Here is a 17,870-nt window from a genome sequence, read left to right as displayed (position 1 = left end):
CGCGTTTCGGAGTTTTTTATTTTCTCTGAAAATCTTCAAATTCTCCCAGTTAAACCGGAGTTAAACTGAAGGGTTTCAAAGATGTTTATTTTAAGAGGGATTCTCGCGATAGATAAATCATGTTTAAAGAAAAAATGCCATCTCTTCTATCAAAAAGGGATGGCATTCATTATCTGCTGGCGCTTATGTTCAGCATTTCTTCTGCTATAGTATCTAATCTTCAAGTTTATAGTTGGGATGTCGATATAATTCGGTGGCTGAGCCATTAGATATTTTTTCCTTTAACATCCAATAAATCCCTGTTCCCCTGAAACTTCGTTTCTTTTGAAAAAAAGTGACCACAACATATGTATCGTCTTCAGTTCTTTTTCTGATGAATATATAGGCTGTACTCTTGTTGTATTTTGCCTCTATAAAGAAATCCGCTTTTATAAGACTTCCAAATCCCTGTAGTTCATATATTCTTATGAAATCACTTGTATCCAAATACTTTTCCAGATATCTAAGTGTACTTACACGATCCTTGATGCTGTCACCATCATTGTTGACTGCCTTGTATTTCTTGCTCTTTGATAGCAGTTCATCTGTAATTGTCTTATTTATTATTGCAGAAATGACTTTGTTTGGGTCTTTCTCGATCTCTATATCATCAACATAGTGCAGACCTGCTGCATGTCTGAAATCAGCTTCCCGAAAATCTATTGTAATATCTTTCATCTTACGCTTTGAAGATACGACAAAGTGATATTTTATATCGAACAGCTTCTGAAAGTTTGCTGCACACTCATATATTACGTCCATTATCCTCCTATCACTAATAAAAGCCTTGCTTACGCAAGGCTTTTATTAATGCAACTTTCTTTTCGCTTTCGCTAGATGGTCTATGGTAAGTTGCCACCTTTTACGAAGCCTCCGCAGTCACCGCATACCATCACGGGTTCTGGTTCACAGGCAATGAAAGCATTTTTACGAGTATGCTTCTCGAGAAGTCTCCTTCTATAATCATAATACAATTGACAGTCTTTGATGTCAATTAGTAAAAAACTATTCTTGGAATATCTTTTCTAAAATAAATAATACCATTTATTTAGACTTTTGTGTTGGCATATATGATTATTGTTTATATCTGATGTTTTTCAAGACGGTTTATTGGACGCTCTTCATTTTTTATTATTGTGTTTAACAGTTAAACCGAATTAAACCGTTCAAAATGCTCATAAGCCGCTTGGTTGAGCCGTTTCTTATGATTACCTATTACGTTCGATTCCACTACGAGCTACTGACTGTGTAAACAGCCCAACCCTAAACCCCAGATCACAACAGTGATTTGGGGATCTTTATTTTTACTGCTCTTTATGGATGCTTTACAGTCCATTCGCGCACTTATCCTTCATCGACTCCATCTGCGGATGATTCCCCAGCTCTCCTGTCAGTCTAGCTGCGTACTTATTCTTTTGGGACTGCCGCAAAGATATTTTATATATAATTAATAGTTTTTTCATCTTCACTTTAATAAAATTATTAGTGGAATATTTGTTTCTATCAAAAAGGTATTGAATGAAGATGTTATGGAGGGTACAAAATGGGTAAAGTTTTAAAAAATATTATGCTCAAGTTTCTATCTTTGACACTTGTCTTTATTTTAACCGCAACGATGGTTAATCCCATCACGGTAGAAGCCAAAGTAAAAAAGAAAGCATTAAAGTCCTTGCAAAGTTTCTCCAATGATGACCCGGTTTTTTTGGATAGTGTCGCATATAAAGTAGGTAGGGGCCATTACAGATTTAAGATTAATAAAAGGACAAGTTCAGGAGCGTACGCATTTATCAAATTCATGGCTCCTGCAGATAAAGATTACTCATTCACCGTGAATAATGTTCACGCGAATAAAAAGAAAAATTATGCTAATGGATATTTCAATATACTTCAGAAGTTTCAACAAACTGACGGAATTGCTTACACTAATACAATTGCTTACAGCAATATATTTGGTACTCGTAACTACGCCCTGTCCAGGAAGAAAAGAAGAGTTGTCCTATCCTGCCATCGCGGAAATGTTTTTTATATAGAGTTTTATGTTTCTTCAAATAAATCCAAATATGTTCAGCTGGATTTCACCATTAAATAAGATTGTGGAATCCTCAGCAAAAAGATTGATCAGAAGTTATCATATAAAAAGGTGATCACAGTGATGTGACCACCTTTTTTGACTCTTTGTTTTCACTTCATAAAATCAAATATACTTATCTGATTTGATTCCGGTATATCTCCAAGAAGCCCCATCTGTGCCATTTTATCCACAACAGCCTGAGGGCACTTTGTGCGTTGTTTAAAGTCATCTCTTGATATGAACGGGCCGTCCTTAGCTGCTTCTACTATCTGGTCGGCAGCTTTTTCACCGAGTCCGTCTATGCTTACAAGGCTTGGCATTATCTTATCTCCAACTACCTGGAATGATCTGGAGGCAGCCTTGAAAATATCGATAGGAACAACTTCTATTCCACGCTCATACATTTCTTCGGCAAGACGCATGGCAGCCAGCTCATTTTGCTCAGCATTTGTCATAGCATCACCTTTATTCCTGTACTCAGTCATCCACATATGCAGAGTACCCTCACCCTGGAACATATGCTCATAATTAAGGGCTTTTGCTCTAATCGAGAACCATGCACAATAAAAAGCCTGCGGCACATATACCTTGAAATATGCTATTCGCCACGCCATCATAACGTACGCTGCAGCATGGGCCTTAGGGAACATGTACTTAATCTTTTTGCAGGACCAGATGTACCAGTCAGGTACTCCCGCTGCTATCATGGCTTCTTCCATCTCAGGCTTAAGTCCTTTTCCCTTACGTACAGACTCCATGGTTTTGAAGGAAAGTGACTTATCCATACCCTTCTGAATCAGATAAATCATGATATCATCACGACAACAGATGCAGGTATCGATTGTGGCCTTACCTTCCTGTATAAGAGTCTGGGCATTGCCCAGCCATACGTCAGTACCATGTGAAAGTCCTGAAATTCTTATCAGATGGGACAGAGAAGTGGGCTGAGCATCTATAACCATCTGCATAGCAAAGTCTGTTCCGAATTCAGGAAGTCCCAGACATCCAAGCTTTGTACCACCTATCTGATCAGGCTCTATATTTAGTGACTTGGTACTCATGAAAAGTTCCATAACATTATGGTCATCCAAAGGCACAGTCTTAGGATCAAGTCCTGTACAATCCTGAAGGAATCTAATCATGGTGGGATCATCGTGTCCCAGTATATCAAGCTTTAGCAGGTTATGGTCAATAGAGTGATAATCATAGTGCGTAGTAATTGTCGCTGTAGTCATATCATTCGCAGGGTGCTGAACGGGAGTAAATGAGTTTATATCCTCTCCCACCGGAAGAACAATGATTCCTCCGGGGTGCTGACCTGTACCTCTTCTTATTCCAATACACCCCTGAGTTATTCTGTCGATCTCACATCTTCTTTTTCCAACGCCGAGTCCGTCATAATACTTTTTCACAAAACCATAAGCAGTTTTATCTGCAAGACCTGCTATGGTTCCGGCTCTGAAGGTCTGTCCATAACCAAAGATAACCTCAGTATATTTGTGAGCCTTGGACTGATACTCACCTGAGAAGTTAAGGTCAATATCAGGCTCCTTGTCTCCCTTAAATCCAAGGAAAGTCTCGAAAGGAATATCAAAGCCATCCTTATTCATCATATGTCCGCACTTGGGACATCTCTTATCAGGCATATCGCAGCCTGAATTTCCGCCGTATTTTAATACTTCCTCTGAATCAAAGTCACTGTACTTGCACTTAGGGCAAACGTAATGCGGAGAAAGCGAATTAACCTCTGTAATACCCGAAGCAAATGCCACAAAGGATGATCCTACTGATCCGCGGGATCCTACCAGGTATCCATCCTCGACGGATTTCCAAACCAGCTTCTGGGCAATAATATACATAACCGCGAATCCATTCTTGATGATTGAGTTAAGTTCTCTCTCAAGTCTCTCCTCAACTATTTCAGGAAGTGTTTCGCCGTATATTTCATGAGCCTTGTCATAACAGATCTTGGTAAGAATCTCATCACTGTTTTCAATGACAGGAGGACACTTATCCGGTCGCACGGGAGATATGCTGTCGCACATCTTAAGGATGTTTCTCGTATTTTCTATTACGACTTCCCTTGCCTTTGCGGCTCCGAGATAATCAAACTCCGAAAGCATCTCTGCAGTAGTTCTTACAAAAAGAGGCGCAGGCTCCTCATCAGCCATCCCTTTTCCTGCCATGATAACAGTCCTGTAGATCTCATCATCAGGATTCAAAAAGTGAGCATCACAGGTAGCAACAACAGGCTTGTTGTACTGTTCACCAAGCTTAACTATCTTTTTATTGATTTCCCTGATATCATCATCTGAATTGATATCCTCATATTTTTCAGAGTCCACCATAAAATGGTTATTGGCAATCGGCTGAATTTCCAGGTAGTCATAGAAATTCACTATTTTAGCAATCTCGTCCTCTGCTCTTCCTTCTACCACCGCACCATAAAGCTCACCTGCGCAGCAGGCAGATCCTATAATGAGACCTTCCCTGTACTTTATAAGTTCGCTCTTGGGAATTCTCGGGAATCTGCTAAAGTAGTCTACATGTGACTTACTTACAAGTGTATACAAATTAACTCTTCCCACGGTATTTTTTGCAAGAAGTATTATGTGATGGGTTCTAAGGTGCTTAACAATCTCAGGATTTGATGCCCCAAGTGCGTTAACCTTAGTCAGATCATCAGCTCCTTCATCAGCCATCATAGGTATGAACTTCTGAAAAATCTTGGCTGTACATTCTGCGTCATCTACGGCTCTGTGATGATGTTCATTTACAACTCCGAGAGTTTTACACAGTGCATCCAGATTATGCTTAGCCTGTCTTGGGAAAAATGCTCTTGATAATCCCATAGTATCGACAGTTGTATAGTCTACATCTATTCCAAGCTGCTTACAGTTTTCATTGATAAAGCTTATATCAAAGCTTACATTGTGGCCCACCAGAATTGCGCCCTCGCAAAACTCTACGAATCTGGGTATTATCTCATCCCTGGTAGGACAGCCAATTACCATGTCATCGGTTATGCTTGTAAGTCTGGTAATCCTGAAAGGAATAGGTTCCTTAGGATCTATGAATTCGGAGAATCTGTCGATGATCTCTCCATCCTTCATTTTTACAGCACCAATCTCAATAATTTTATTGTTTACAGGTGAAAAGCCTGTAGTCTCGATATCAAATACAACAAAGGTAGAGCCTGCTATCTTCTGTCCCTTATTATTTATTACAATTTCTTTAAGGTCATCAACAAGATAACCCTCTACGCCCTGTATGACTTTAAAGAAATCCTGTCTGTCAGGATTCTTATCTCCGGCTTCCTTGCGCTTTGCCTTTTCATCCTTCCAAAGATCCTCCCAGGCATGATTGGCATCAGTCAGAGCCTGTACTACTCCGTGATCAGTTATGGCTATTCCCGGCATTCCCCATTTATATGCTTGTTTAACTATATCTTTTACTTCCGAAACGCCGTCCATATCTGACATCTTGGTATGGCAGTGAAGCTCAACTCGCTTTACTTCCTCTTCATCTACCCTCTTGGTAGTAAAATCAGGTATTTTACGTATTCCTGCAACACTCTGTATGGTAACCTCATGGTCGAATTTATCTACCATGGCAATTCCGCGGACTTTAAGAAAGGCACCTTTCTTTATATCCTTTTCAAGCTCAGGTACGTTCTCCTGCTTTGAAAAGACCTTTACAGTGATTGTATCTGTAAAATCAGTCATGGAGAAAATCAGAATAGCTTTTTCATTTCTGATATCACGTCTCTCGTAATTGATTACCTGCCCTCTGACAGTAACCTCTCCCATCTCACCAACAATTTCTTCCATGTTGATGGTCTCATCTTCAAAATCTCTTCCGTAGATGATGTTGGGATCATCAGAGCGCTTGAAACTGCCGGTTCCACCTTTTTTGAAAAACTTGCCGCCCTGTCCGAATTTACTTCCGCCTCCAAACTTACTTGTTCCTGCAGCCTGGGAGGGTTTCGCAGCAGGAGTTTTGGTCTCTTCCGCTTTCGTGCCTGTACCGGCAGCTGCCTTTTTCTTAGCAGCTTCTGCTTCTTTCTCCTTGTGCTTCTGCTCAGATTTCTCCTCCGCAGATTCAAGTCTCTTCGCAAGTTTGGCCGTTTCCTTGGAATAGTCTATTTCCTTCTTTTTAGAAACCGCTTCTTTGTATGAGACATTCATCGTCACCGCAAACCCGCAGCGTTCATTGAGTATTTTCTCAAAAATACGCTGAATGTCCTGAGATTTTTTCTCAGCAATAACAGACTCCTCAAGAATCAGCTCTACTCTGTCTGATTCCGGAAATGAGAAGTCTGCGGATTTTAAAATAGTGTATTCAATTGGATCATAGTTCTTGAATTCCAGCAGAATACTGTCTTTATACATCTCAAGAAGATTCTGAGGCGTATATTGGGCAGACAGGAAAAACCGCTCATAAATCTTGACAGTAAGATCTGTCTCTTTAAAGAGCTGCTTTTTTATTTCCTTCTCTGCCTTAATCACGTCCGCCTTTTCGATAAGGCGATTGCTGGATAAATAGATGCGTACGAGATCCTTTTTCTCAGTGGTGGAAATTTTCTCAACCTGCACGTCTGATAGTTCTTCTTTTGTGTGTTGGTCTAATTTTAGGGTCTGGAAGACCTCAAGAAATGGTTTTCTCATACTGCTCGCTTTCTAACTCAGTCGTTCCAGTGAACAAGCTCCTGCCTCAAGGCATCAATAAGCTCTGCTTCCGGAACTTTTCTTATTACTTCACCACGTTTTATAAGTAAGCCTTCACCAATACCGCCTGCTACGCCGATATCTGCTTCTCTTGCCTCTCCGGGGCCATTAACTGCGCATCCCATAACTGCAACCTTGATATCAAGAGGGAATTCCTGCACCATCTTCTCAACATCATTTGCAAGTCCGATAAGATCAATTTTTGTTCTTCCACAGGTGGGACATGAAACAACCTCTATTCCCCCCTTGCGGAGTCCCAATGTCTTAAGGATCATCTTAGCGGTTCTTATTTCCTCTGTCGGATCACCTGAAAGTGACACTCTGATAGTATCTCCTATTCCTTCATTCAGGATGATACCAAGGCCTATTGAGGATTTGATATTACCACCGTACAAGGTTCCGGCTTCTGTTATTCCCACATGAAGAGGATAATTTGTCTTTTCTGCCAGTTTTTTATGAGCATCTACACAGAGCATTACGTTTGATGACTTTATACTGATCACAAGGTTATCATAGCCAAATTCTTCAATGATATGCACCTTATCAAGAGCACTCTCAACAAGTCCATCAGCAGTAACTCCGCCATATTTTTCAAGCAGATCCTTTTCCAGAGATCCGCTGTTTACACCTACTCTTATGGGGATATTTCTTTCTTTTGCAGTCTTAACAACAGCTTCAATCCTGTCCTTCGAACCGATGTTACCGGGATTGATTCTTATTTTATCTGCCCCGTTTTCCATGGCTGCAATAGCCATCTTGTAATCAAAATGGATATCTGCCACGAGGGGGATATGAATTCTTTCCTTTATACTTTTTATGGCATCAGCTGCTTCCTGATTAGGAACAGTACAACGAACAATGTCACAGCCTGCTGCCTCAAGAGCAAGAATCTGCTCAACAGTTCTGTCAACATCCTCTGTGGGAGTGTTGGTCATGGACTGGATCATTATCGGATTACCGCCACCTATAACTTTATTTCCTATGTGAACAACCTTTGTATTATCTCTATATGCCATGGAATTCCCTTCCTTTAAAACAAATATTTTCTGATTATTGCATGAACTTGGAAACATCACTTATAACAACCACAACCATGAATGCCATAAGTGCAACCATACCTACAAGGTGTACCATTCCTTCTTTCTCCCTGGGAACCGGTTTGCCTCGTAATACTTCAATAAACTGGAAAACAAGTCTGCCTCCGTCCAGAGCAGGAAATGGTAACAAATTCATTACCCCAAGGTTCACTGACAAAAGCACCATAAGCTCAAGCATTGTAAATATAACTGTAGACGCCCCATACTGGCTTGCTGCTTCATATTGGTCATCAACAATTTTTACCATGCCGACCGGTCCTGAAACATCGCCAAGAGTCAGTCGTCCCTGTACAAGGAGAGCAAGGCTTCTATAGGTTGCCTTAAAATAATAGAGAAGATCATACCAGGCATAAGGAATAACCTTAAGTCCGGTGATTTTTTCATATTGTCCAAGATAAATGCCCATGTAGTAGCGATCATCTTCTTCGCTGTAGGTGGGCTTTAATTCTGCTCTTCTGATCTCGCCATCTCTCTCGTAGTCGATGTGCATAACACCGCCCTTACTGAACTGTGAGATAAGCATGATCTCAGATGAAAGATGTATTTTCTCACCATCCACTGCCACGATCAGGTCGCCTTCCTGCAGTCCTGCCTCAGCTCCTGCAGAATTACCTTCAGTAAATCCTTTGATAACAGGGAATGACCAGTTTGTGTTAGCTACTACAATAATCGCAATGATCATTGCTGTAATGAAATTAAAAAATGGTCCTGCGAACAAAACAGCTATTCTCGCCCACACATTGGCATTAGGAAATGATCTCTCATCATAGCCGTGGTCTTCACCATCGATGTCATCCTCGCCCTCAAATCTGCAGGCGCCTCCGATAGGGAGTAATCTGATGCTATAAAGTGTTTCGCCCTTTTGCTTCTTAAAAAGCACAGGTCCCATTCCGACAAAGAATTCCAAAACCCTTATATTATTGGCCTTGGCTATGAGAAAATGTCCAAGCTCATGGGTTGTAACAAGCACTCCGAAAATAATAAAAAACAATAACAAACTTACAATCATTATATTACCTCTCTGAAGTATTATTTATTCTCCAGATACTCGTAAGTATCAGCTTCAGCCATAAGTATTTCTTCAAGATCAGGATTCTCAATCTTAGTGTGATGAGCCATAGCTGAGGAAATCATGTCGTAAATATCCAGGAATCGTATCTCTCTGTTTATGAACTTTCTTACTGCCATCTCGTTTGCTGCATTAAATACTGTAGGCATACTTCCGCCGGCTCTGGCAGCGTCATATGCAAGCTTAAGTCCTACAAATGTATCTGTGTCAGGCTTTTCAAAGGTCAGCTGTGAAACTTCAAAGAAGTCGAGCCTCTTTTCATTCATGGGCATTCTGTCCGGATAAAACAATGCATACTGTATCGGAAGCTTCATATCCGGTACTCCGAGCTGCGCCATCACCGCTCCGTCAACATACTGAACCATTGAATGTATTATGCTCTGAGGATGTACCACAACCTGTATCTGATCAAGGGACACATCAAAAAGCCACTTGGCTTCCATAACTTCAAGTCCCTTATTAACAAGTGATGCAGAATCTATAGTAACCTTAGGTCCCATATCCCAGTTAGGATGCTTTAATGCATCATCTACTGTCATCTCAGAAAGCTCTGCTCTCTTTTTTCCTCTGAATGGTCCGCCGGATGCAGTCAGAAGGATCTTCTCAAGCTTGTTTTTAGGTTCACCGTTCAAAGACTGAAAAATTGCACTATGCTCACTATCCACAGGTAATATGCTTACATTTTTCCTCTGAGCAAGAGGCATTATTATATGTCCTGCGGTAACAAGAGTCTCCTTATTTGCAAGTGCTATATCTTTTCCGCTCTCGATAGCTGCCATGGTAGGTCTTATGCCTATCATTCCGACTACTGCGGTAAGAACAGTATCAGCATCAGGCACCTGGGAAATCTCCACAAGTCCTTCCATTCCTGAAAAAATGCGAACCGGCATGTCAGCGAGCTTTATTTTCAGCTCTTTTGCAGCCTCTTCGTCATACATAGCCACATATTTCGGTCTGAATTCACGTACCTGCTGCTCAACTTTATCAACACTTTTATTAGCAGCAATACCAACAACCTTAAGCTCATCAGGATTAGCTCTGACTACATCAAGAGTCTGTGTTCCAATAGATCCTGTTGAACCAAGTAGAATAATCTTTCTTCCCATTACTAACCTCTTTACATATTACTCATTATTTTAGCCAGAAAATAAATCACCGGCGTGATGAAAATAACACTGTCAAATCTGTCCATTATTCCGCCGTGGCCCGGTATAAGATTACCGTAATCCTTTATTCCCTGGTCTCTCTTAATGCCTGAAGCGATAAGATCTCCAACCTGTGATAATGCCCCTGCAACAAAGGTAATCACTGCAAAAGTGGCGATGCTTGTACTTACCGGCAGATTAGTGTCTGCATAACTTGCATATACATAACCATAGATCACACCTGCAAGTAAGCTTCCGGCGATTCCGCCTATAGCACCCTCTATGGTCTTTTTAGGTGATAAAACAGGACAGAGCTTATGTTTTCCTAATGCTCTTCCCGTAAAATATGCAAATGTATCACATATCCATGCAATAAATGGAAGCCATGCCAGATACTTTCCCGTAGGAAATGATCTGAGTAAATAAATGAAGGACAGCATCATAGGTGCATAAATAAATGAAAAAACTGACCCTATCATCTGGTTTGCCTTATATTTTGGGTAGCTAAAGACAAACACAATACTCTCGGCAACAAAAAGTCCCATGATCACTGCCAGGAAAATGGCCATGTCAGCGCCCTTAATAATCAAGAGAATATAGTGGATACATACTGCCAGTAAGCCAATGATCTCAGGCAGATTGGTCTTTTCATCAGCCGCTTTTACCGCAAGAGCCGATGCCAGTTCACGGTATCCCACAATCGATACAAAAAGTAAAACTCCCGCTGTAACATATCCGCCGCTTATAAGTGTCAATACAAGTAAAACTACCAGTACAGCTCCGCTTATTACTCTAGTTTTCATAGTTTTCCCCTTTTAGTAAGGATTATTTATTCTGAATCGTTCTTTAATCCGCCAAATTTGCGATTACGATTGCCATATGCATCAACGGCCTTCTGAAGCTCTGCCTCATCAAAATCAGGCCATGCAATATCTGTATAATAAAATTCCGTGTAAGCACACTGCCAAAGAAGGAAATTACTAAGGCGCTGCTCACCACATGTGCGAATCATGAGATCAGGATCCGGAAGATTTGCTGTGTCAAGGTTACGTGAGATCATATCTTCGGAAATATCTGAAGGATCTACTTTTCCATCAGCACAATCTGCTGCAATCTTTCTGACTGCTCTTACTATTTCATCCCTGCTTCCATAATTTATAGCAATCGTAAAGGTAAGTCCGGTATTACCTGCAGTTGCAGTCTCCAGCTCTTTTATCGCATCCTGGATATCTGCTGAAAGCTTACTGCGCTCACCTATAACCTGACAGCGAACGTTGTTTTTCATGGACTTCTTTATACTGCTCTTAAGATACTGTCTAAGTATCATCATAAGTGCAGAAACCTCTGTCTCAGGTCTGTTCCAGTTCTCTGTGGAAAAAGCATATACGGTGAGATACTTTATTCCCATATCTCTGGCTACTACAAGGATATCCTCTACAGCCTTAGCTCCCTGCTTGTGACCATAGTTTCTGGGTAAACCTTTTGCTTTTGCCCATCTTCCGTTACCGTCAAGAATAATTGCCACATGCTGCGGTATTTTTGTGTTCTCGTTCATATTTTGTCCTCATTAAGTACACTAGTGCTCAAAAGTAAGCAGAGCCTGTGCAATAACCCACAGGCTCTTAATAAAATTCATAAAGGGATATACGGGTTCAAAACCTCGTAATTCAAATCTCTTTATACAGTCATTATTTCTTTGCTCTTTTCCTCAATTGCTTTATCAATTTTCTTCACAAACTGATCTGTAATCTTCTGAAGATCATCTTCCATCTCAGCAATCTCATCCTCAGAAACATCTGATCCCTTAAGCTTCTTAAAGGAATCATTGCCGTCACGGCGAATATTTCTTACAGCTACCTTGGCATCCTCACCCTTTTTCTTGATATCCTTTGCAAGCTGTTTTCTTCTTTCCTCAGTAAGCTCGGGGAAAATAAGTCTGATAACGCTTCCATCATTGCTGGGTGTAATTCCAATATCTGATGCAAGAATAGCTTTCTCGATATCCTTTATAAGGCTCTTGTCCCAAGGTGCAATCTGAATCATACGAGCTTCAGGTATTGAGACATTACCAACCTGCTGAAGAGGTGTGGGAGTTCCATAATAATCCACCTTAAGCTTATCAAGCACATGCGGATTGGCACGTCCTGCTCTTACAGCTGCCAGTTCCTGGGAAAGGAAATCAAAAGCTTTGTTCATTTTTTCTTCATAAGGCTTAACTTTTTCATTCATACACTCATCCTCCGGATTATAGTTTAAGCTGTTACGGTGGTACCGTTAAAATCTCCACTAGCTGCTTTTATTATACTATTTTCTTCCTGAAGTGCGAATACCCTCATGGGAATATGATTTTCTTTTACCATGATAGAAGCTGTCATATCCACTACCTGCAGGTTCTGAGCAACCACATCATCTATGCTGATAGTATCATAGCGCTTAGCATCAGGATTCTTAGCAGGATCACTGTCATAAACACCATCAATAGCCTTGGCAAGAAGCATGTAATCTGCTTCAATCTCAATTGCTCTGAGGGCTGCTCCTGTATCTGTTGAAAAGAACGGATGGCCTGTGCCGCCTGCAAAGAAGACAACCATTCCCTTCTCAAAGTACTTATTAGCTCTGTCCTTGGAAAAGAGTTTTGTAAATGATCCGCATTCAAAAGGTGTAAGGATATTTGTTTTCATTCCTACACTTCTGAAAATCTCTGATACATAAATGCAATTCATTACAGTTGCAAGCATACCGATCTGGTCTGCCTTAACGCGGTCAATACTCTCACTGGTACGGCCTCTCCAGAAATTACCGCCGCCTATAACAATTCCTATTTCTGTACCTTTATCTACCAGTTCTTTTACCTGCAGTGCAACCCCGCGAACAGTCTCTTCGTGAAAACCTGTCTTGTTAGGGCCTGCAAGTGCCTCACCACTTAATTTTAAAAGTATTCTCATTATTTCTGTCCTTTAAGTCCATCGAAGAATGCAGAAGGATTAACCTCAGCGTAAGCCTGTGAGCAGTTACCTTCTATTACAGCACCATTGTTGATCTGTACTGACTGTGATTTGATATTACCCATTACGATTGCAGTTGTATCAAGTACAACAGGTCCGGGAACATCGATATCACCCTTTACAGCACCTGCGATAACCGCACTTGTCGCAAAGATATTACCAATAACTACTGTGCTCTGTCCAATCTTAACGCTTCCGTTACTTCTTACTTCTCCTGTAATTCTTGCTGCCTCAGCATAAATCTCAGCTGCTCTTGAATCGCCTTCTACCTCACCGGTTACATTGAGCTTGCCAAGACATGTAACATTACCTGTAACCTTACCAATCAGGTCAAGAGAACCTGTAGTCTCAAGATTACCAACAATTCTCATACCCTCGGTAATGCTGGCTGTTTCATCTGTAGGTGTCTGTTGCTGAATGTCCATTGTGTCAAATCCCCCATTATTATAATTTGCTACTGCACTTTCCTCATACACAGGTGCCTCCTCAGCCTTCCCCTTAGCGATAGATTCAATTGCGCTAAGTGATGCGGCAAGATCAGCAACTGTATCCTCCTCTTCATCCTCTTCCATAGCGATTGCCTCATAGGGCTCATCATCTTCTTCTGAATCATCTATGGAAACCGGCTCCGGTTCAGGTTCTTCCTCAGGCTCCTCAACCTTAGGCTCTTCCTTAACGGCTTTATTAAAAATAGCCGGCTCAGGTGTTACTACTGACTCCTCAACCCTTTTGGATTCTTCCTTCTCAACATTGTCTGTTGCCCCGCCTTCATCGAGCTTGATTTCATCAAGGTGATCGAGCATTTCATTCAGATCCTTCTTAACCTCAGCTTCAGTCTTAGGCTTTACTACAGCCTCTTCTTTAGCTTTTTCATTCAGGCTCTGTACTGATTCGCTATCCTCAGGCATGATTGTCTTTGCAGCCTGAGAGAGATCACTTTTCAGCTCTGAAAAAAATCCCATTTTTCTTTCCTCCGTTTCAAAATTACTGAGAATTGCTGATATGTTGAACCGGTAACGTATCATCCGTTATCGGAACTATCACTGTATTATCCATTGCCTGTATCTGTTCAATTATCTCAGGCAATGCCTCTACTGTCGCCTGCTTATCAGAAGCATCGTGCAGAAGAATTATTGATTCGTTATGCTTTGGAACCCCTGTCATAACATTGGCTACTATTATGTCTTTATCAATTCCCGCCCTGTCATCGCTGCTGGCAACATTCCAGTCATAAAAGTTTATCTGAGAAAGATCAAGATACTTCACCAGATCTGCCATAGGAACCTTGCTGACAGTATTAGAACTTCCACCGGGAAATCTATAAAGCCTGGACCAGACTCCTGTAGTCTCATACAAAAAAGTCTGCAGCTTATGTAAATCAGCAGAGAAGCTGTCAAGTGACTCATACAACTCACTATATTTATGACTATAGGAATGCATTCCTATAGTGTGACCGCTTTCAGCAATACGCCTGTAAATCGCGGCGTACTCTTCACCCTCCTTGCCGGTCACAAAGAATGTAGCCTTAACTCCATATTGATCCAATATGTCCAGTATTGCGTTGGTAGAGGTACTTGGCCCGTCATCAAATGTTATATAAACCTTCCTGACGCCATCCCATTCATCCTGACCTGAAGCAATTCCCGCACCGGCTGATGTAGCCCCGGCCTGTAAAGTTCCGGATTCTGCTGAACCTCCGCTAACCTGTGACACTTCTATATCATCAGGATCTTCCTGTCCGCGTTCCAAATCTGCTTCATCCAGATCAGTCCACTGAAGTTGATCGGCCTCTACAGTATCTGCGTCAGCCAATACAGCATCTCCAAAGCGCTCCTCATACCAGGCCATCTCTGTTTTAGCTTTTTCAAGAATCCTCTCACTGCGATTCAGATGAATTGCCAGAATTATGCATATGATGGTGGGAATAAGGCATGAAGCTGCAATGGATATAAGAATCAGTCTTCTTAAAAAGCGGATTCTTTTGGAACGATCCACTAAAGAGCCCTGACCCTCCGTGTTCGCCATCATATTCATTACCACATTTCCAACTTGCTATCATGTCTAATCGACATCCGGCCAATTACATAGCCACAAAAGATTATAACATATTATAAGAAGTACAAAAAGGAAAAATTGATGTCATCTCTTGTCAATCCTCAAAATTCACTAAATATTCATGAAAAATTTTGGATGCCAAAAAAGCCTCAATATATAGAATTTTAAGATTTACTTTATCAGATATTTATTCTCATTTGTTATCCTAATTACACCATAAAATACCCGGAGGAACATAGGTATGAAAAAGATATTAAGTTTCGTTATTTCAATTACAACAGCTATGATTTTTGTTGCAAGTTCTGCAACAGTTTCCAATGCAAAAACAGGTGAAAATGACATTAAAATTACAGATGAATATGAAATAGCAGATGCTGATGGTCTTCATACCAGATATGTCATCATAGCCACCAACAATTCTGACAAGGATCTGGAAGTCTCTGCATTTTTCAGTGCAGTTACTTCTTACGGTGACGCTATTAAAACTGTCTCAGACTGTGAAAACACAGTTAAGGCAGGCCAGTCTTTCATGCTTTACGGTCAGTTCAAAAATCGTGATATAGAAGATGCTGCAGATTTTTCCTATACTCTGGAATCCGAAATTACTGAAAATTGCAGATATGACTCTGTTGACATTGATGTTCAGAAAAACGTCGACAACTCCCTTTCCGTAACGGGAATCAACAATACATCAGAGGATGTCAGCAGTGTAAATGTAAGAACAGTATTCTTTAAGAATGGCTCACCTGTAGCTTTTGATACTGTTAATTTAGGTGACAGCGCTTTCTCACTTCAGGGCGAAGGCTCTAATACCCAGGAACTTGGCATGCTGCTTGAGGATTATGATGACTATCTCTTAACCTACTCTGTTGCAGATGACATGTAATACGATGTTTTTTAATAAAAAGCAGAAAAAGATTTCAGGAAACAGGCAGCACTATTAGCGCACCATTTCCCAACTAATCATTGTATAAAAAGTCAGCTCCCCCCTTTAGTCAAAAAGGTGGGAGCTTATTTAAATTTAATACTTAGTCCATCTTGTTTTAGTAATCAACTTTCATAAGGCAAAGTCCCTGAGGCGGTGCTGTGGGACCGGCTTTTTGTCTGTCAGTAGCCTCAATGATATCTTTAAGCTCTTCAGGCTTAATGTTTCCATATCCAACTTCCAGAAGCGTCCCTGTCATGATTCTGACCATGTTCTGTAAGAAACCATTCCCATGAAAATATAATCTGATCTGTGGTCCGCTCTCTTCTATTCTGATATTGTCCACACATCTTACCGTGGACTTCTTCATTTTCGTGTTGCCGCAAAAACTCTTAAAATCATGGGTTCCGATTATGTACTCGGCAGCTTTTCTCATCAGCTCGATATCAGGCTTTTGTTCAAGCACAGTGACATACTTCCTGTCAAAGACCGGCTTTGAATTACCGTAATAACAAGTATATCTATATGTTTTTCCAATAGCATTGTATCTGCTGTGGAATCTTTCAGCACATATTCTAACGTCATTTATGCTGATATCCTCCGGAAGATACTGGTTCATATAGCTTTGAATTTCTTCTTCACTTAGCGTAGTATCAAGCATGGCGTTAGCTGTCATGGCTCTTGCATGGACTCCGGCGTCAGTCCTTCCTGCACCTATCACCTGAACTAACTCACCTTCAGGAAGCCCAACCATTCTGCTAAGAACACTTTCGAGTTTTCCCTGAATTGTCATTTCCTTGTTAGGCTGCCTCTCCCAACCAAAGAAACGTGTTCCATCATAGCTCAGTGTAAATTTATAATTTCTTTTCATTACTAATTCTCCAAAATCTTGCGATGAGGTTTTTGTCAGTGCTCTGCTCAAGCAAGTTCCACTATGCTCGATAATACCTCACTAAGTGCTCTGCTCAAGCAAGCTCCACTAAACTCGATAATACCTCGCTAAGTGGACTTGCATGGCTCGCACTATGCTCGATAATACCTCGCTAAGTGCTCTGCTCAAATTAAAATCGGATGTTTCCATCCGATTTCAAAATTATTTTTTAAGCTGTTCTTTGATTGCAGCAAGAAGCTCGTCATAGTTTTCAAAAGCAGGGAACTGAGGATAATCCTTTTTGATCTGCTCGGTTGTTCTAAACAGGTATCCTGCCTTACTTGCCTCAATCATTCCAAGATCGTTAAAGCTGTCACCACTTGCGATAGTGTCAAGTCCTATGCTCTGGAAAGCTTTTACTGTAGTGAGCTTACCCTTTTCGCAGCGAAGTTTAAAGCCTGTGATTTCTCCATTGTCTGCAACTTCAAGTGTATTGCAGAATATTGTAGGCCAGCCAAGCTTTTTCATAAGAGGTGTTGCAAACTGTGTGAATGTATCACTCAGAATAACTACCTGTGTTATTTCTCTAAGCTGATCCAGGAATTCCTTTGCGCCCGGCAAGGGATCAATAGTTGCAATTGTATCCTGTATTTCTTTAAGTCCAAGTCCATGTTCCTTAAGAATATCAATTCTAAACTTCATGAGCTTATCATAATCAGGCTCATCTCTGGTAGTTCTCTTAAGCTCAGGTATTCCGGTTGCCTCCGCGAATGCAATCCAAATCTCAGGAACAAGAACGCCTTCAAGGTCCAAACAGGTAACGTACATCTTTTCATCCTCCTCGTACTTATGCATTGGTACGATTA

General features: G+C 40.9%; 15 protein-coding genes. 2 read left to right on the top strand and 13 right to left on the bottom strand.

Annotation, left to right across the window (positions count from 1 at the left end):
• Nucleotides 1-213: 213 nt before the first annotated feature.
• Complete coding sequence (locus tag G622_RS0111140) at nucleotides 214-801, bottom strand: PBECR4 domain-containing protein (RefSeq protein ID WP_026510791.1); 588 nt, start codon at nucleotides 799-801, stop codon at nucleotides 214-216.
• Nucleotides 802-1,582: 781 nt separating this feature from the next.
• On the opposite strand from G622_RS0111140, the gene G622_RS0111135 reads away from it, so the two are divergent.
• On the top strand, nucleotides 1,583-2,128 hold the full coding sequence (locus G622_RS0111135; RefSeq protein WP_026510790.1) for a hypothetical protein: 546 nt from the start codon (nucleotides 1,583-1,585) through the stop codon (nucleotides 2,126-2,128).
• Between the two features lie 92 nt (nucleotides 2,129-2,220).
• On the opposite strand, the gene G622_RS0111130 is transcribed toward G622_RS0111135, so the two are convergent.
• The 10 genes from G622_RS0111130 to G622_RS0111085 form a co-directional block, all read right to left on the bottom strand.
• Nucleotides 2,221-6,777 (bottom strand): PolC-type DNA polymerase III, encoded by a 4,557-nt coding sequence (locus tag G622_RS0111130; protein WP_026510789.1) that lies wholly within the window; start codon nucleotides 6,775-6,777, stop codon nucleotides 2,221-2,223.
• A gap of 17 nt (nucleotides 6,778-6,794) precedes the next feature.
• Nucleotides 6,795-7,853, bottom strand: coding sequence for a flavodoxin-dependent (E)-4-hydroxy-3-methylbut-2-enyl-diphosphate synthase (ispG, locus tag G622_RS0111125; RefSeq protein WP_026510788.1), 1,059 nt, complete (start codon nucleotides 7,851-7,853; stop codon nucleotides 6,795-6,797).
• Nucleotides 7,854-7,887: 34 nt separating this feature from the next.
• Nucleotides 7,888-8,943 carry a M50 family metallopeptidase gene (locus G622_RS0111120; protein WP_026510787.1) on the bottom strand — a complete coding sequence of 352 codons (1,056 nt, stop codon included), beginning with the start codon at nucleotides 8,941-8,943 and terminating at the stop codon, nucleotides 7,888-7,890.
• Nucleotides 8,944-8,963: 20 nt separating this feature from the next.
• Nucleotides 8,964-10,109 (bottom strand): 1-deoxy-D-xylulose-5-phosphate reductoisomerase, encoded by a 1,146-nt coding sequence (locus tag G622_RS0111115; RefSeq protein WP_026510786.1) that lies wholly within the window; start codon nucleotides 10,107-10,109, stop codon nucleotides 8,964-8,966.
• Between the two features lie 11 nt (nucleotides 10,110-10,120).
• Nucleotides 10,121-10,951, bottom strand: coding sequence for a phosphatidate cytidylyltransferase (locus G622_RS0111110; RefSeq protein WP_026510785.1), 831 nt, complete (start codon nucleotides 10,949-10,951; stop codon nucleotides 10,121-10,123).
• Nucleotides 10,952-10,977: 26 nt separating this feature from the next.
• Nucleotides 10,978-11,703: an isoprenyl transferase gene (locus G622_RS0111105; RefSeq protein ID WP_026510784.1), complete on the bottom strand. Its 726-nt coding sequence runs from the start codon at nucleotides 11,701-11,703 to the stop codon at nucleotides 10,978-10,980.
• 122 nt (nucleotides 11,704-11,825) lie between these two features.
• Complete coding sequence (gene frr / locus G622_RS0111100; RefSeq protein ID WP_026510783.1) at nucleotides 11,826-12,377, bottom strand: ribosome recycling factor; 552 nt, start codon at nucleotides 12,375-12,377, stop codon at nucleotides 11,826-11,828.
• Nucleotides 12,378-12,400: 23 nt separating this feature from the next.
• Complete coding sequence (gene pyrH, locus G622_RS0111095; protein WP_044913684.1) at nucleotides 12,401-13,093, bottom strand: UMP kinase; 693 nt, start codon at nucleotides 13,091-13,093, stop codon at nucleotides 12,401-12,403.
• The gene (locus G622_RS26520; RefSeq protein WP_026510781.1) at nucleotides 13,093-14,115 is read right to left on the bottom strand and encodes a polymer-forming cytoskeletal protein; all 1,023 of its coding nucleotides are present in this window, start codon (nucleotides 14,113-14,115) and stop codon (nucleotides 13,093-13,095) included. The genes pyrH and G622_RS26520 overlap by 1 nt, the downstream gene beginning before the upstream one ends.
• Before the next feature lie 22 nt (nucleotides 14,116-14,137).
• Nucleotides 14,138-15,181, bottom strand: a complete 1,044-nt coding sequence (locus G622_RS0111085) for a polysaccharide deacetylase family protein (protein ID WP_044913681.1) — start codon at nucleotides 15,179-15,181, stop codon at nucleotides 14,138-14,140.
• Nucleotides 15,182-15,449: 268 nt separating this feature from the next.
• Here G622_RS0111085 and G622_RS0111080 point away from each other — a divergent pair, with 268 nt between their 5' ends.
• On the top strand, nucleotides 15,450-16,094 hold the full coding sequence (locus tag G622_RS0111080) for a hypothetical protein (RefSeq protein WP_026510779.1): 645 nt from the start codon (nucleotides 15,450-15,452) through the stop codon (nucleotides 16,092-16,094).
• 157 nt (nucleotides 16,095-16,251) lie between these two features.
• Here G622_RS0111080 and truA read toward each other — a convergent pair whose 3' ends face one another.
• Together truA and thrH are read right to left on the bottom strand one after the other, a co-directional pair.
• Nucleotides 16,252-17,004, bottom strand: a complete 753-nt coding sequence (truA, locus tag G622_RS0111075) for a tRNA pseudouridine(38-40) synthase TruA (protein ID WP_026510778.1) — start codon at nucleotides 17,002-17,004, stop codon at nucleotides 16,252-16,254.
• Between the two features lie 222 nt (nucleotides 17,005-17,226).
• Complete coding sequence (gene thrH / locus G622_RS0111070) at nucleotides 17,227-17,832, bottom strand: bifunctional phosphoserine phosphatase/homoserine phosphotransferase ThrH (protein ID WP_026510777.1); 606 nt, start codon at nucleotides 17,830-17,832, stop codon at nucleotides 17,227-17,229.
• Between the last annotated feature and the right edge of the window lie 38 nt (nucleotides 17,833-17,870).

It is taken from the genome of Butyrivibrio sp. LC3010 (genome assembly GCF_000424385.1).
In the GTDB taxonomy this organism is placed as follows: Bacteria; Bacillota; Clostridia; order Lachnospirales; family Lachnospiraceae; genus Butyrivibrio.
The sequence above is the reverse complement of the archived record's forward strand: the minus strand, read 5'-3'. Positions and strand labels throughout refer to the sequence as shown.